Source organism: Kribbella sp. NBC_00662 (assembly GCF_041430295.1).
In the GTDB taxonomy this organism is placed as follows: domain Bacteria; phylum Actinomycetota; class Actinomycetes; order Propionibacteriales; family Kribbellaceae; genus Kribbella.
Map to the genome: position 1 here is coordinate 744,772 of NZ_CP109029.1, position 13,438 is coordinate 758,209.

Here is a 13,438-nt window from a genome sequence, read left to right on the forward strand (position 1 = left end):
TGACACGTCAACCACCCAGGAACAAGCAAACCGGCTCCCATGGACAGGTTGGTCACAGCAGGTGTCCGTCCGCGCGCCTCTGCAGTCGTGATGCTGCCGGTCATCTGTCGAGGCCGTTGCCATGACGTGGTGGTGAGTCTGCGCGGCGATTGCCGAACCGGGATGCCGCCAGCGGGCGCGATGTTGCCAAGGGCACCTGTCCGGGGAAGGCGTGCGCGATGGCGCGGTTCGCATCGAGCTCGGCCTGGCGCTGGGCCTGGTTCTGCTTGACGCTGGGCATCCGGTCACCGAAGGCATTCAGACCTGGCTGACGATCATGGAGGTTCCGATTGAGCCGCGCGCAGGTGTGCTCGTAGATGTTCCCGGCACCCCGCCGCGGCTTGACCGCCAGCAACTCCCGCCGAGGAGTCCCGCCCGCCACCGCAGGCGGCATCTCCCGAAACACCAGCCGATAGTCAGCCTTCTCCTGCGGATCGGACTGCAGATAGGCGGTCACACAATCCCGCAGATCCCCCTTCCCCGACTCGTACCCGAGCGCATGACGCCCGTCAGACGTCCCGGCCGCGAGCTCACCCATCTCACGAAGGACCTGTCGACGGACGTAATCCTCTGGTCCGCCGGGGTTGCGCCCTGCCGCCGCCGTCAGGCGTCGGAAGTCCATCGCGAACCCTTCGCCGATGATCAGCTCGTACCCGTCGCCGGACATCAGTGCGGGGTGTCGTCCTCGCGGCGGATCTCGTCGAGGATCCGCTGAGTCTCCGGACCCATCATCTCGGCGAACTCGTCGACGGTCATCGGCCGGCTGGTCGGCAAGGGCTCGGAGGCGTACACACGACGGGTCGGATCGTCGATCGTGCCTGCCGGGGGTTCGTCGTCGCCGCGCAGCCGGCGGTACTGCGAGGTCGACATGATGACTGCCTCCGGCTCACCACCGTCGCCCCACACCACCGGCTTGAAGGCCTGCGCCCGGATCGCGCGCACCATCGACACCAGCTCTTCCGCGACGGTCTCCGCGGCCACCACCCCCGGACGACGTTCGAACTTCGACTCGCCGTCAAGATCCTCGAACTGGTCATACGTCAGCAGCACCGCCTCCGGCACTCCGTCGTCCCCGAAGCTGAACGGCATCGTCCGCCCACGCCGAAACCGATCGAGCACGCCGACGACATCCCGCCGCACGTCCTCCACCGACCGAATCCCCGAACCATCAGTAGCCACCCCCCGACTCTACGACGCCACGACGCCCACACCCCCGACTTCTCCACAGCCCCGTCCTGCTTTGCAGGAAGCTGCAACCCCTGTGGATAACCCGGCGGCCGTCGATCGTGTCGCGGTCGTGCAGCAACTGAAAACCGGCTCCCCCTGGAAGGAGGAGCCGGTTTCAGTTGGAGATGGTTACCGAAGGTCGAAGCGGTCGAGTTCCATGACCTTGTGCCAGGCGGCGACGAAGTCGGTGACGAACTTCTGGTTGGCGTCGTCGCTGGCGTAGACCTCGGCGACGGCGCGGAGTTCGGAGTTCGAGCCGAAGACCAGGTCGGCGCGGGTGCCGGTCCACTTGACCTTGCCGTCGACGGTGCCCTCGAACGTCTCCTGGCTGTCGTCGGCGGCGTGCCACTCGGTGCCGAGGTCGAGCAGGTTCACGAAGAAGTCGTTCGTGAGCGTGCCGGGGTTGTCGGTCAGTACGCCGTACTTCGAGCCGTCGTAGTTCGTGCCGAGGACCCGCAGGCCGCCGACCAGGACCGTCAGCTCCGGCGCGCTCAGCGTGAGCAGGTTCGCCCGGTCGAGCAGCAGGTACTCCGCCGGGAGCCGGTTGCCCTTGCCGTAGTAGTTGCGGAACCCGTCCGCGACCGGCTCGAGCGCGGCGAACGAGTCCGCGTCCGTCTGCTCCGCCGACGCGTCGGTCCGGCCCGGCGTGAACGGTACGACGACGTCGTACCCGGCGTTCTTCGCAGCGACCTCCACGCCGACACCACCGGCGAGGACGATCACGTCGGCCAGCGAGACCGGCTTGCCGAACGACTGCTGGATGCCTTCGAGCGTCCGCAGTACCTGCGCCAGCTCGTCGGGCTTGTTGACCTCCCAGCCGGCCTGCGGCTGCAGGCGGATGCGGGCACCGTTGGCGCCACCGCGCTTGTCACTGCCGCGGAACGTCGAGGCCGACGCCCACGCGGTCGAGACGAGCTGTGAAACCGACAGCCCCGACGCCGCGATCGCCGCCTTGAGCGCGGTCACGTCGTCGTCGTTGATCAGCTCGTGGTCGACAGCCGGCAGCGGGTCCTGCCAGATCAGCACCTCGCTCGGAACCTCCGGGCCGAGGTACCGGACGATCGGACCCATGTCGCGGTGGGTCAGCTTGAACCAGGCCCGCGCGAACGCGTCCGCGAACTCGTCCGGGTTGTCCTTGAACCGGCGCGAGATCGGCTCGTAGATCGGGTCGAAGCGCAGCGCCAGGTCCGTGGTCAGCATGGTCGGCTTCTGCTTCTTGTTCGGGTCGAACGCGTTCGGGATGATCTCCTCGGCGTCCTTCGCGACCCACTGGTTCGCACCGGCCGGGCTCTTCGTCAGCTCCCACTCGTAGCCGAACAGGATGTTGAAGAAGTCGTTGCCCCACTTGGCCGGCGTCGTCGTCCAGGTGACCTCGAGGCCGCTGGTGATCGCGTCCGGACCGGCGCCGGTGTTGTACGTGTTGCGCCAGCCGAGACCCTGGTGGTCCATCGGCGCGCCCTCGGGCTCGGCACCGACGTACTGCTCCGGGTCGGCCGCACCGTGCGTCTTGCCGAAGGTGTGGCCGCCGGCGATCAGCGCGACGGTCTCCTCGTCGTTCATCGCCATCCGGCCGAAGGTCTCGCGGATGTCGCGGGCCGAGGCGATCGGGTCCGGGTTGCCGTTCGGGCCTTCCGGGTTCACGTAGATGAGGCCCATCTGGACCGCACCGAGCGGCTTCTCCAGCTCGCGGTCACCGGTGTAGCGCTCGTCGCCGAGCCACGTGGTCTCGGGACCCCAGTAGACGTCGTCCTCCGGCTCCCACACGTCCGCACGGCCACCGGCGTACCCGAAGGTCTTGAAGCCCATCGTCTCGAGCGCGACGTTGCCGGTCAGGATCAGCAGGTCGGCCCAGGAGATCTTCTGGCCGTACTTCTTCTTCACCGGCCAGAGCAGCCGGCGCGCCTTGTCCAGGTTGGCGTTGTCCGGCCAGCTGTTCAGCGGCGCGAACCGCTGCTGACCGGCACCGGCGCCACCGCGGCCGTCGCTGATCCGGTAGGTGCCGGCGCTGTGCCAGGCCATCCGGATCATCAGCGGGCCGTAGTTCCCGAAGTCGGCCGGCCACCAGTCCTGCGAGGTGGTCAGCACCTCGGCGATGTCGGCCTTCACCGCGGCAAGGTCGAGGCTCTGGAACGCGGCGGCGTAGTCGAACTCCTCGCCGAGCGGGTTCGCGACCGCGGGGTTCTTGGCCAGGATCTTCAGGTTCAGCTGGTTCGGCCACCAGCCGCGGTTCGCGTTGCCGCTGGTCGGGTGCGCACCGTGCGCGACCGGGCAGCCTTGACCCTTGCCTTCCTCTTCGCCGCGGCTCTCCTCGCTGCCTTCACCGGGCAGCGGCTCATGGATCTCGGACATCAGATTCCTTCCAGGACTGGACTTTTCGGATGGCTGGACCTAATTCAAAGCGTCAGGTACGGCGTGAGCAGTCGGCGCACAGGCCCCAGTAGATGACCTCGGCCTCGTCGATGACGAACCCGTGGTCCTCGGACGCGGTCAGACAGGGCGCGTGCCCGACCGCACAGTCGACGTCGGCGATGGCTCCGCACGACCGGCAGACGGCGTGGTGGTGGTTGTCACCCACGCGCGACTCGTACCGCGCCACCGACCCCAACGGCTGGATCCGCCGCACCAGACCCGCCGCCGTCAACGTGTGCAGCGAGTCGTACACCGCCTGGTGCGACGCCTGGGGCAATTCGTTGCGCACGGCACCGATAATCGAGTCCGTGTCCGCGTGCGGATGCTCGTACACCGCGGCCAGCACCGCCACCCGCGGCCGAGTCACCCGCAACGAAGCCCCACGCAACAACCCCTGGAGCTCATCCGCCGTCGGCACGCGTCGCAGTCTTCCGCGTTTTCTGGAACGAGTCAAGATTAGCTGACGCGATTCTCAACCTGAGACAACTCAGGCCCGGAGGTTCTCCAGGTCCGCCAGCAGATTCGGGTGTTCGGGCTTCCAACCGAGCACATCCCGGGTATGAACACTGGACGCAGGCTGGTCGGTCGCGAAGATCGGCCCGAGCGGCCCGTACGTCTCCTCCGCCACCGCCTCGACCGGCAGGCCGAGCCGCCGACCGATCACCGCGGCGATGTCCCGTACGGCGTCACCCTCGTCATCCACCGCATGCCACGCCGTGCCGGCCGGCGCATTCTCCAGCACCAACCGAAACAGCACGGCCGCATCCAACGCATGCACAGCCGGCCACCGCTGCGCGCCGTCCCCCGGGTAGCCGGACACCCCAGTACGCCGAGCGATGTCGGTCAGCAATCCAGCAAACCCACCTGTCCCCTGATTGTGAACAGTCCGCGGCATCCGTACGGCGGCACTCCGCACCCCGCGTTCCGCCAGCCCGAGCACGCCCATCACCGACCGCCCCCGCCCACCAACCGGCCCGTCAAGAGGCAACGGATCGGCCTCCGTCGCAACTCGCCCCGCTACCCACGGCGTACCCGACACCGTCACGAACGGACGTCCACTGCCGACCAACTCCTCCCCCATCGCCGCGAGCGCCGCCCCCTCCTCGGCAACTCCCGCCGCCAGCGCCTCCGGACTACTGAAGTCGTTGCTAAAGGCAAGATGAATCACCCCGTCGGCCCCCGAGGCGCCACCCCGAAGCACGTCCAGGTCAGCGAGACCCCCGCGAACGACAGCGGCTCCGGCCTCCTCCAGGGCCGACGCGCTCACATCGGACCGGGCAAGCGCGAGCACGCCATGCCCGTTCTCCAGCAACTCGCGAACAACCGCGGACCCGATCAAACCGGAGCCACCGGTGACGAATACCTGCATGAGACCACTCCTCAAGTGATAAGACCTTTGTCCCATCACCCTAGCACTGACGAGACAAAGGTCCCATCACCTACAATCTCTCCATGGCCCGATGGCAACCCGGCGCACGCGAACGACTGGTCCTCGCCGCCGTAGACCTCTTCGCCGACCAGGGCTACGACGCGACCACGGTCGCCCAGATAGCGGAGAAGGCGGGCGTCACCAAGAGCACCTTCTTCCGCCACTTCCCCGACAAACGCGAACTTCTGGTCGCCGGTCAAGAAACCCTCTGCCGCCTCCTGGTCGAGGGGATCACCGAGGCACCCGAGGACGCAGCCCCGGTCGACGCGATCGCCGCTGGACTGGAGCGCGCCTCGAGCGCTATGGGGCCGATGAACCGTGAACTCGGCCCCCGCTTGAAGGCCGCCGTCGCCGCCAGCACCGAACTCCAGGAACGAGATGCCCTGAAGAGCGTCGGCCTCGCGAAGGCTATGACCGACGCCCTCCTGACCCGCGGAGTCCCGGACCCCGTGGCCCACCTGGCCGCCGAGCTGGGCGTCCTGGCCTTCAAGCGCGGCTACACCGAATGGATGCAACTGGAACACGACGAGGCCGGGCTGGCACCACACGCGTTGGCCGCCCTCGCGGAACTGCGCGCGGCCAGCGCCGCACTGGGCTGATACGCGCGTCGCTCGTGCGTGGACCCCGGCGGGAGCTGCGGACGGCGCCCAACGCTCCGTCAGCTCCACGCCAAATGCTGTAGCCGATCAAGGAAGTCGCCAGATCTGCGGCGTGCGATCCGTCAGCACCTCGAAACCCTGCCGCAGCATGTTGGCCAGCGACGGGTTGTGACCGCCCGGCTCGGGCTTGAACGAGCCGGTGGTGACCAGGTCGCAGCCTTGGGCGAAGGCGTCGGCGATCCGGCGGGTGAGCAGCGCGGACTGGGCGCCTCTCCCCCGGTACTCCGGCCGGGTCGCGCCGCTGCGCAACCGGCCGACACCGTCGACGACGTGCAGCGAGGCGGTGCCGACCATCGTGTCACCGTCCCAGACGGCGTACGCCGTCATGCCTGGCCAGTCGGGGTAGGCAGCGAGCATGGTACGCGGCGGTCAGGTGAGCTGTGCGTAGAACAGGGCCGGGTCGCCGGCGAGTGCGGCCTTCACCATTGCCGTCCAGTCGTCGACGACGACCTCGATCGACCCTGCCTCCAGGCCGTCGAGCGAGCGGCGCGGTACCTCGCGCGGATCGATCTTGGGGCCGTCGTACCCGGCCATCATGTCCGTGTCCGCGGCACCGAGGAGAACTCCCTGGACGAGCGTGCCCTGGGCGGCGAGCTCGAGACGTACGCCGTTGGTCATGTTCCACTCTGCGGCCTTGGCGGCGGCGTACGCTCCGGCACCCGGGGCGGCGAACCACGACAGAGCCGAGAGAACGTTCACGATGGCACCTCCGCCGTTGGCGGCGAGGACCGGACTGAACGCGCGGATCACGTCGAGCGTGCCCCAGAAGTGCGTGTCCATCTCACGACGGATCTCGGCGAGGTCGCTCGTGACGAGGGCGGCGCCGGTCGTGATGCCGGCGTTGTTGACGAGCAGGCTGACATCCCTTGCCGCGGCTGCTACCGCGTCGACGGACTCGTGGTCGAGCAGGTCGAGTCGCAGCGGGACCACCCGGGGATCGTCGAACTCGAGCGTCTCGGGACGACGAGCGGTCGCGTACACCTTGCTCGCCCCACGTTCGAGCAGTTCGAGGACGAACTGACGCCCGATGCCGCGGTTGGCTCCGGTGACGAGGGCGATCTGGCCAGTGACGTTCATAGGTTTCCAGCTTCTGTCTAGGTCTCTCGGTCGGCCGGGCCACACCCGGCACCGGCTACGCTAAAACTTGACGTTGACGTGAAGGTCAAGTCGGGAGTCAATTCACAGGGAGGACGCGGATGCGGATCGGCGAGCTCGCACATCGAGCAGGGGTCAGCACCAGAGCACTGCGGTACTACGAGGAGCAGGGACTGCTCGCCTCCGAACGCACCCTCAGCGGCCAGCGCATCTACGCCGAGGCGGCGGTCGAGCGGGTCCGGCTGATCCAACAACTCTTCACCGCCGGCCTACCCAGCCGGACCATCGTGCAACTGATGCCCTGTATCGAGACCGGCCACGCTTCACACGAGGCCTTCGAACTGATGGCAGCCGAACGCAACCGCATCACCGCCGCCATGAGGGACCTCGCCGCCGCGCGCGACGCACTCGACCGCATGATCGACATCGCCAACCACCCCACCCCCGAACACTGCCCCGCCCTCCGCGAGCCGGCCTGGTCCCCCTACCACGCCGCGGACTCAACTACCCCCATCCCGGAGCAGGCCGCCGCCATCTGACCACACCATCCGCGTCACCCGACCTAACCCTGAACGGCGCAACCCCAACCCAGGCAGATGACCTGACCGCAAACCCAACCCACGCAGGTGACCTGACCACAAACCCAACCCACGCAGGTGAGCTGACCGCCCAACCCGAGCCAGGCCAACCCGCCGAGCGAAGCGAAGGCCCCAGGGGGTGCGGGTGGCGGAGCCCCCGCTCGCGGCAAGCGAAGCGCAGCCGCACAAACAACGAAGGCGACCCGGTCGACGCTCTCCGTCGACACGAGTCGCCCATCGCCTTCGTGGAGCTGAGGGGATTCGAACCCCTGGCCTCTTCGTTGCGAACGAAGCGCGCTACCAACTGCGCCACAGCCCCGAGCTGGTCGCCTTGGTTTCCCTGGCGACCGCGAAACTCTAACACGTAGAGGCCCGGGTTCTAAAACCGGATATCAGTCGCCGACGGCGCGTTTCACCTCGGGTTCTTCGGCCTCGGCGGGCTCGGCGACGACAGGCTTCTCGGCGGGGTCCGTCGTCCGCGCACTGGAGAAGACTTCGTCGTCGGTGAGGGAGATCGTGCGCACCGTCCGGTCGGGTGCCTTCTCCTTCAGGACGTACGTCGGAAGCGTCACCGGCACCGGGTCCCAGAGGCCCTCGGCGGCGGGCTTCTCGACGGGCTTGGCGGGCGCAGGAGCCTCCGGGAGCTTGACCTCGATGGTCATCTCCTCGTCGGCCGACGGCGCCGGCTTCCCGGCCGGGCCGCGGTCGTGCTGGGCCTGGAGGCGGGTACGCCGCTCGGCCGCGAGCCGCGCACGCGTCCGCGCCTGCCGTCGCAGCTGCACCCGGGTGAGTACGACGAAGCCGAGGATGAGCGCCCCCGGGATTGCGACCGACCACCACGGCACCATCGCGAGTCCGGCCAGCGCGACGACCGACAGCAGCGAAAGGGTCAGGATCGACAGCACCCGCCGACGGCGCATTGCGGCCACCCGGCGGGCTCGGTTCGGAACGTACCGCTTCGGCGGCGACGGATCGTCGGCGGCCGACGCGTCGTCGGCGGCGGTCGCCCCGGCCGGGCGTACGACGTACCGGGGTCGCGACGGGTCGCGGGACAGCACCCGCGCTTCGGCGGATGACGGCACCACTGGTTGCCGCCGCGCTTCGTCGCCCCGCTTCAGCCACATCGGGACGAGGTAGGCGGCCCACGCGGCGACGATCGCCACATAGATCAGCCCTGTCGTCCCCATGCGACGACGCTAAGGTGCGGCGGGGGCCAGATGAGGTACGTGAGACGGTGTGTCGCAAGAAGACTCGTGTGACTGATGTGAATAGCACGCACGGTAATCATTGCAGTCGCGCTACGAGACCGGGCCCGACCTCTTCGACGTTGAGCGCGAAGATGCGGTGGTCGCGCCAGTCGCCGTCGATGTGCAGGAACCGCGGCCGCTCGCCTTCGTACCGGAAGCCGAGCTTCTCCACCACACGCAGACTTGCCTTGTTCTCGGGGCGGATCGCGACTTCGATCCGGTGCAGGCCGAGGGTGAACCAGCAGTGGTCGGCGGCCATCGCGACCGCAGTCGGGACGATCCCGCGACCGGCGTACTGCTCGTCGACCCAGTAGCCGAGGTTCGCCCAGCGGGCCGAGCCGTAGGTGATGCCGGACACCGTGAGCTGGCCGACCAGCGGCCACTTCGACCGGGCGCCGACGCCGGCCGCGCCGCCGTACGTGATGACGAACGGGAGCATGCGCCCGTACCGCGCCTGCCGGTTCCAGTCACGTGCCATGGCGCGGAATGTGCGCGCACCGTCTTCCGCACCGGGCGGCTGGGTCGCATCCCAGGGGCGCAGCCAGCTGACGTTCCGCTGGCGTGCGGCAGCCCACTCGCCGCCGTCGCCGGCCCGCAACGGGCGCAGCCCGACCTGTCCGTGCTGCAGCTCGACAGGCCAGTGAACGATCGCCATCAGTCGGTGTCCGTCCGCACATGGTCTCCACCGTGTACCTGCTCGACCGCATGTCGCAGCAGCGGCTCCAGCACGGCGAGACCGTCTTTCACCCCGCCACGCGAACCGGGCAGGTTGACGATGACCGTAGTACCTGCGACTCCTGCCAGTCCACGGGACAGTGCGGCTGTCGGCACTCCGTTTGCGACGCCGTACGCCCGGATCGCTTCCGCAATCCCCGGCACGACCTTGGACAGCACGGCCGCCGTCTGCTCGGGTGTTTCGTCGGTCGGCGAGATCCCCGTACCACCTGTGGTCAGTACGACGTCGTACGACGCCTCGACCGCGGCCCGCAACGCATCGCCGACCGGTGCACCGTCCGGGACGACGGACGGCCCTGACACCTCGAAGCCCCAGTCCGTCAGCCGTGATGCGATCAGTGGACCTGTGGTGTCGGTGTAGATGCCAGCGGCCGCTCGGTTCGACACGCTGACGACAAGAGCTCTCACGGCCGCTCCCAGTGCCCGGTCTTGCCGCCCTCTTTCAACTCCACCCGTACGTCGGTCAGCACTGCCGCCGGATCCAGCGCCTTCACCATGTCGATGACGGCCAGCCCAGCGACCGCAACCGCAGTCAGCGCCTCCATCTCGACGCCGGTACGGTCGGTCGTCTTCACCTGCGCCCTGATGAGTACGGCGTCGTCCGCGACCTCGAGGTCGACCTTGGCGCCGGTGATCGCGATCGGATGGCACAGCGGCACCAGGTCCGGCGTCCGCTTCGCACCCATGATCCCGGCGATCCGCGCGACACCGAGCGCGTCGCCCTTCGGCACACCGTCACCGCGCAGCGCGGCCACCACCTCGGCCGACACCAGAACCTTGCCGCTGGCAACAGCTCGCCGGCTGCCGGCGTCCTTGGCCGACACGTCGACCATCCGCGCGGCCCCGGTCTCGTCGACATGGGTCAGCCCGGCAGGCGGCTCGGTCATCCGGTCTCCCCTAGCAACATCAGCTCGATCTGGTCGCCGGCCCGGACGGCGGTGACGTCCTCGGGCACGATGATCAGTGCGTTCGCGCGGCTCAACCCGCCGAGCAGGTGCGAGCCGTGCCCGCCGACTGTACTGGCCATCCAGCCCTCGTCGCCGGAGGTGGCCGCGGCGCGGACGAACTGCCGCCGCCCCGGAGGCGAGCTGAACCCGTCCAGCGTCACTCCCGGCACCAGTGCGCGCCGGTACGGCATCTGACCCATCAGCTTGCGCAGCGCGGGCCGTACGAACACCTCGAACGACACGTACGCCGACACCGGGTTGCCCGGCAGCGTGAAGATCGGCACCTCGTCCTCACCGATCACCCCGAACCCCTGCGGCTTCCCCGGCTGCATGGCGACCTGCGGGAAGTCCACAGTGCCCAGCTTGGACAGCTCCTCCTTCACCACGTCGTACGCACCCATGCTGACGCCACCCGTGGTGATGACCAGGTCAGCGCGCACCAACTGGTCGGAGAGGGTGTCCATGATCCGCTTGGGGTCGTCGTCGACGATGCCGACGCGGTAGACGACCGCTCCGGCGTCCCGCGCACACGCGGCCATGGTGTAGCTGTTCGAGTCGTAGATCTGCCCGTCGCCCAGCCGGCTCCCCGGCTCACGCAGCTCGGCGCCGGTGGAGATCACCACGACCCGTGGTCGCGGACGGGCCTTCACCCGCGCCCTGCCTACCGCAGCGAGTACCGCGATCTGCCGCGGCCCCAGGATGGTGTCACGGTCGAGCACCTGTACTCCGGCCGTCACGTCCTCACCGGCGTGCCGGACCGAACCACCGACCGGCGGTTGCTGGGTGATGCGGACGTTGACCGTCCCACCGTCGGTCCACTCGACCGGTACGACGCTGTCGGCGCCCCGCGGCATCGGTGCGCCGGTCATGATCCGCACGCAGGTACCCGGCGTGACCACGATCGGCTCACTCCGGCCTGCCCGGAACTCCCCGACCACCGGCAGCATGATCGGGTTCTCGTCCGAGGCGCCCGCCAGATCGGCCGCCTGGACGGCGTACCCGTCCATGGCCGAGTTGTCGAACCCCGGCAGGCTCACCCCCGAGACGATGTCCTCGCACAGCACCAGCCCGACCGCGTCCATCAGGGGCTGGTCGAACGCGGGCAGAGCCGTCACCCGCCCGAGCACAGCCTCCAGATGCTCATCAACAGTCCGTCTCACGAGCCTGACCCTAATCCACACCCTCCGGGTGGTTGCCCCAGGTCATCCGCACGTCGGGCGCGCGTTCCTCGTTGGCACTGCCATCGGTACGGCGTACCTCGACGAAGCCATGGGCTTTGTAGAAGGACTGGGCACGGGTGTTGGTCTGGAAGGTCCACAGTGCCAGACCACCTGGCCGGAGATCCTTGGCGAGGTCCACGAGGGTCGATCCGATGCCCTGACCGGCCGCCTCGGGTACGACGTACAGCTGGTCCAGGTCGTCGCCGTCGAGAGTCAGCACCGCGACGATCCGGTCCTCGTCGAGCGCCACCCAGGTCTGCGCGTCCGGCAGCAGCACGTCCGCGAACCAGGCCGCCACCTCCGTGGCGGTGTGGATCGCCGGCGGCAGCTGCGTGTCGTCGGCGTGCCGCGAGCGCCACCACACCGCGGCGGCCTCGTCCGTGTCGGACGGCTCCAACGGCCTGATCAGCAGGTCGTCCATCGCATTCCCCCCGAAGCGTTCAGCTGCTCAGTTCGGTCCCATCCGGGATGACCCGGCGTTCGCCGGCCGGCGCCTCGACCTCGACGTCCCCGACCACCACCACATCTTTGCCGAAGGCAACATCGCCGCGGACCTCGAGCCGGTCGGCGCGGACCAGCGACGGCGGCCCGGCCGGGAACCGGGTGTCGAAGTCGGCGAGGATCTTGAAGTACTCCGGGTCCAGGTCGACGTACGGCTCGTCGCCCTCGTGCGTCGTGGTCAGATCGCCGGCCTCGTCCAGCTCGTAGACGTCCGAGCGCAGCACCAGCAGGTCGTTCGTGGTCTTCACCGGCTTGAACCGGCTGCGATCCACGATCACGGCCTGCGAGCCCTCGAAGGTCTCGATCGCCGTCCCCATCGCGGTCTCGAGCTGGATCACCTTCGGCGACGACGGGTCGGCCGGGTCGATGGTCTTGCGGTTCACGATGATCGGCAGGCCGAGGATCCCGTCGTGCCCGTCCATCAGCTCGGCGAGCCGGTCCAGGTCGATCCACAGGTTGTTGGTGTTGAACGTCTTGTGCCGGGTGATGTCCTGGAAGTACTGCGTGTCCTCTTCGGCGACCTGGGCACTGTCGCGGAGGATCAGCCGGCCGTCCGACTTGCGCACGGCGACGTGGCCGCCCTTGCGGTCGGAGCGGGTGCGCCGGCACACCTCCATACCAAACGGTACGGAATGTTCTGCCATCCATGCGGCGATCCGTGGATCCGGTGTCGCGCCGAGGTTGTCGGCGTTCGAGATGAACGCGTGCCGGAAGCCGTGCTCGCGCAGCGCGTCAAGGGTGCCGGAGGCAACCAACGCGGTGAACAGGTCGCCGTGGCCCGGCGGGCACCAGGCCAGCTCCGGGTCCGGCTCCCATTCGGCCGGCGTCAGGTCGTCGGCGAGCAGCTTCGGCTCCATGTTCTGCATGAAGTCGAGCGGCAGCCCGTCGATCGCGAGGCCGTCGTACTCGTTCAGGATCTGCAACGACTCGGTCTTGGTGCGGAACGAGTTCATCAGCACCAGCGGCAGCGGTACGTCGTACTTGCGCCGGGTGCTCAGGATCTGCCGGGCGATGATGTCGAGGAAGCTCAGCCCGTCCTTGACCGGCAGCGCGGACTTCGGGCCGGTGACGCCCATCGACGTACCGAGACCGCCGTTGAGCTTGATGACGACCGTCTCGGCGAGCGCGGCGCGCATGGCGTCGGGATCGGTGTCGAGGTGGTCGAGGTGCGGCAGGTCGCCGACCGGTTCGATGTCGGCCTCGTGGATCTTCCCCTGCTGGCCCGATTCGAGCAGCTGGTAGTAGTGCGTGAAGACGCGTATCGCAACATCGGCAGCACCGGCTGCACGCATCTTCTCCTGCGCTTGTCTGAGACCCACCTCACCCATGCACCAACCCTAGGGGACAGCCAC

At 68.5% G+C, this 13,438-nt stretch carries 16 protein-coding genes and 1 tRNA gene; 2 read left to right on the plus strand and 15 right to left on the minus strand.

What is annotated here, in order from left to right; translation table 11 throughout:
• Nucleotides 1–100: 100 nt before the first annotated feature.
• The 5 genes from OHA10_RS03755 to OHA10_RS03775 all read right to left on the minus strand — a co-directional run bounded on the left by OHA10_RS03755 (nucleotide 101) and on the right by OHA10_RS03775 (nucleotide 5,044).
• Nucleotides 101–706 carry a hypothetical protein gene (locus OHA10_RS03755; protein ID WP_371404771.1) on the minus strand — a complete coding sequence of 202 codons (606 nt, stop codon included), beginning with the start codon at nucleotides 704–706 and terminating at the stop codon, nucleotides 101–103.
• The gene (locus tag OHA10_RS03760) at nucleotides 706–1,218 is read right to left on the minus strand and encodes a hypothetical protein (protein ID WP_371404772.1); all 513 of its coding nucleotides are present in this window, start codon (nucleotides 1,216–1,218) and stop codon (nucleotides 706–708) included. The genes OHA10_RS03755 and OHA10_RS03760 overlap by 1 nt, the downstream gene beginning before the upstream one ends.
• A gap of 177 nt (nucleotides 1,219–1,395) precedes the next feature.
• The gene (katG, locus tag OHA10_RS03765) at nucleotides 1,396–3,615 is read right to left on the minus strand and encodes a catalase/peroxidase HPI (protein ID WP_371404773.1); all 2,220 of its coding nucleotides are present in this window, start codon (nucleotides 3,613–3,615) and stop codon (nucleotides 1,396–1,398) included.
• A gap of 52 nt (nucleotides 3,616–3,667) precedes the next feature.
• Entirely contained in the window at nucleotides 3,668–4,093 is a 426-nt protein-coding gene (locus OHA10_RS03770) for a Fur family transcriptional regulator (protein WP_371404774.1), read from the minus strand.
• Between the two features lie 69 nt (nucleotides 4,094–4,162).
• Nucleotides 4,163–5,044, minus strand: a complete 882-nt coding sequence (locus OHA10_RS03775) for an SDR family oxidoreductase (protein WP_371404775.1) — start codon at nucleotides 5,042–5,044, stop codon at nucleotides 4,163–4,165.
• Nucleotides 5,045–5,127: 83 nt separating this feature from the next.
• Here OHA10_RS03775 and OHA10_RS03780 point away from each other — a divergent pair, with 83 nt between their 5' ends.
• Entirely contained in the window at nucleotides 5,128–5,703 is a 576-nt protein-coding gene (locus OHA10_RS03780; RefSeq protein ID WP_371404776.1) for a TetR/AcrR family transcriptional regulator, read from the plus strand.
• Nucleotides 5,704–5,790: 87 nt separating this feature from the next.
• Here the strand turns inward: OHA10_RS03780 and OHA10_RS03785 are convergent, their stop codons facing one another.
• Nucleotides 5,791–6,120, minus strand: a complete 330-nt coding sequence (locus tag OHA10_RS03785; RefSeq protein ID WP_371404777.1) for a GNAT family N-acetyltransferase — start codon at nucleotides 6,118–6,120, stop codon at nucleotides 5,791–5,793.
• A gap of 12 nt (nucleotides 6,121–6,132) precedes the next feature.
• Nucleotides 6,133–6,840: an SDR family oxidoreductase gene (locus OHA10_RS03790; RefSeq protein ID WP_371404778.1), complete on the minus strand. Its 708-nt coding sequence runs from the start codon at nucleotides 6,838–6,840 to the stop codon at nucleotides 6,133–6,135.
• Between the two features lie 119 nt (nucleotides 6,841–6,959).
• On the opposite strand from OHA10_RS03790, the gene OHA10_RS03795 reads away from it, so the two are divergent.
• Nucleotides 6,960–7,397 (plus strand): MerR family transcriptional regulator, encoded by a 438-nt coding sequence (locus OHA10_RS03795; protein ID WP_371404779.1) that lies wholly within the window; start codon nucleotides 6,960–6,962, stop codon nucleotides 7,395–7,397.
• 285 nt (nucleotides 7,398–7,682) lie between these two features.
• On the opposite strand, the gene OHA10_RS03800 is transcribed toward OHA10_RS03795, so the two are convergent.
• The 8 genes from OHA10_RS03800 to OHA10_RS03835 form a co-directional block, all read right to left on the minus strand.
• Nucleotides 7,683–7,755 (minus strand) — tRNA-Ala (locus OHA10_RS03800).
• 73 nt (nucleotides 7,756–7,828) lie between these two features.
• The gene (locus tag OHA10_RS03805; protein ID WP_371404780.1) at nucleotides 7,829–8,623 is read right to left on the minus strand and encodes a hypothetical protein; all 795 of its coding nucleotides are present in this window, start codon (nucleotides 8,621–8,623) and stop codon (nucleotides 7,829–7,831) included.
• 97 nt (nucleotides 8,624–8,720) lie between these two features.
• The gene (locus OHA10_RS03810; protein WP_371404781.1) at nucleotides 8,721–9,338 is read right to left on the minus strand and encodes a GNAT family N-acetyltransferase; all 618 of its coding nucleotides are present in this window, start codon (nucleotides 9,336–9,338) and stop codon (nucleotides 8,721–8,723) included.
• Nucleotides 9,338–9,826: a molybdenum cofactor biosynthesis protein B gene (locus OHA10_RS03815; protein ID WP_371404782.1), complete on the minus strand. Its 489-nt coding sequence runs from the start codon at nucleotides 9,824–9,826 to the stop codon at nucleotides 9,338–9,340. Before OHA10_RS03815 ends, OHA10_RS03810 begins: the two co-directional genes overlap by 1 nt.
• On the minus strand, nucleotides 9,823–10,305 hold the full coding sequence (gene moaC / locus OHA10_RS03820; RefSeq protein WP_371404783.1) for a cyclic pyranopterin monophosphate synthase MoaC: 483 nt from the start codon (nucleotides 10,303–10,305) through the stop codon (nucleotides 9,823–9,825). The genes OHA10_RS03815 and moaC overlap by 4 nt, the downstream gene beginning before the upstream one ends.
• On the minus strand, nucleotides 10,302–11,525 hold the full coding sequence (gene glp, locus OHA10_RS03825) for a gephyrin-like molybdotransferase Glp (protein WP_371404784.1): 1,224 nt from the start codon (nucleotides 11,523–11,525) through the stop codon (nucleotides 10,302–10,304). Before glp ends, moaC begins: the two co-directional genes overlap by 4 nt.
• A 10-nt stretch (nucleotides 11,526–11,535) precedes the next feature.
• Nucleotides 11,536–12,006 (minus strand): N-acetyltransferase family protein, encoded by a 471-nt coding sequence (locus OHA10_RS03830; protein ID WP_371404785.1) that lies wholly within the window; start codon nucleotides 12,004–12,006, stop codon nucleotides 11,536–11,538.
• A gap of 19 nt (nucleotides 12,007–12,025) precedes the next feature.
• Nucleotides 12,026–13,414: a UTP--glucose-1-phosphate uridylyltransferase gene (locus OHA10_RS03835; RefSeq protein ID WP_371404786.1), complete on the minus strand. Its 1,389-nt coding sequence runs from the start codon at nucleotides 13,412–13,414 to the stop codon at nucleotides 12,026–12,028.
• Between the last annotated feature and the right edge of the window lie 24 nt (nucleotides 13,415–13,438).

Excerpts from the sequence above, each read along its gene's own strand:
- OHA10_RS03805 (WP_371404780.1), bottom strand. The coding sequence starts at position 8,623 with ATGGGGACGACAGGGCTGATCTATGTGGCGATCGTCGCCGCGTGGGCC.
- OHA10_RS03830 (WP_371404785.1), bottom strand. The coding sequence starts at position 12,006 with ATGGACGACCTGCTGATCAGGCCGTTGGAGCCGTCCGACACGGACGAG.
- katG (WP_371404773.1), bottom strand. The coding sequence starts at position 3,615 with ATGTCCGAGATCCATGAGCCGCTGCCCGGTGAAGGCAGCGAGGAGAGC.
- OHA10_RS03785 (WP_371404777.1), bottom strand. The coding sequence starts at position 6,120 with ATGCTCGCTGCCTACCCCGACTGGCCAGGCATGACGGCGTACGCCGTC.
- moaC (WP_371404783.1), bottom strand. The coding sequence starts at position 10,305 with ATGACCGAGCCGCCTGCCGGGCTGACCCATGTCGACGAGACCGGGGCC.
- OHA10_RS03835 (WP_371404786.1), bottom strand. The coding sequence starts at position 13,414 with ATGGGTGAGGTGGGTCTCAGACAAGCGCAGGAGAAGATGCGTGCAGCC.
- OHA10_RS03795 (WP_371404779.1), top strand. The coding sequence starts at position 6,960 with ATGCGGATCGGCGAGCTCGCACATCGAGCAGGGGTCAGCACCAGAGCA.
- OHA10_RS03790 (WP_371404778.1), bottom strand. The coding sequence starts at position 6,840 with ATGAACGTCACTGGCCAGATCGCCCTCGTCACCGGAGCCAACCGCGGC.
- OHA10_RS03810 (WP_371404781.1), bottom strand. The coding sequence starts at position 9,338 with ATGGCGATCGTTCACTGGCCTGTCGAGCTGCAGCACGGACAGGTCGGG.
- OHA10_RS03780 (WP_371404776.1), top strand. The coding sequence starts at position 5,128 with ATGGCCCGATGGCAACCCGGCGCACGCGAACGACTGGTCCTCGCCGCC.
- OHA10_RS03755 (WP_371404771.1), bottom strand. The coding sequence starts at position 706 with ATGTCCGGCGACGGGTACGAGCTGATCATCGGCGAAGGGTTCGCGATG.
- OHA10_RS03775 (WP_371404775.1), bottom strand. The coding sequence starts at position 5,044 with ATGCAGGTATTCGTCACCGGTGGCTCCGGTTTGATCGGGTCCGCGGTT.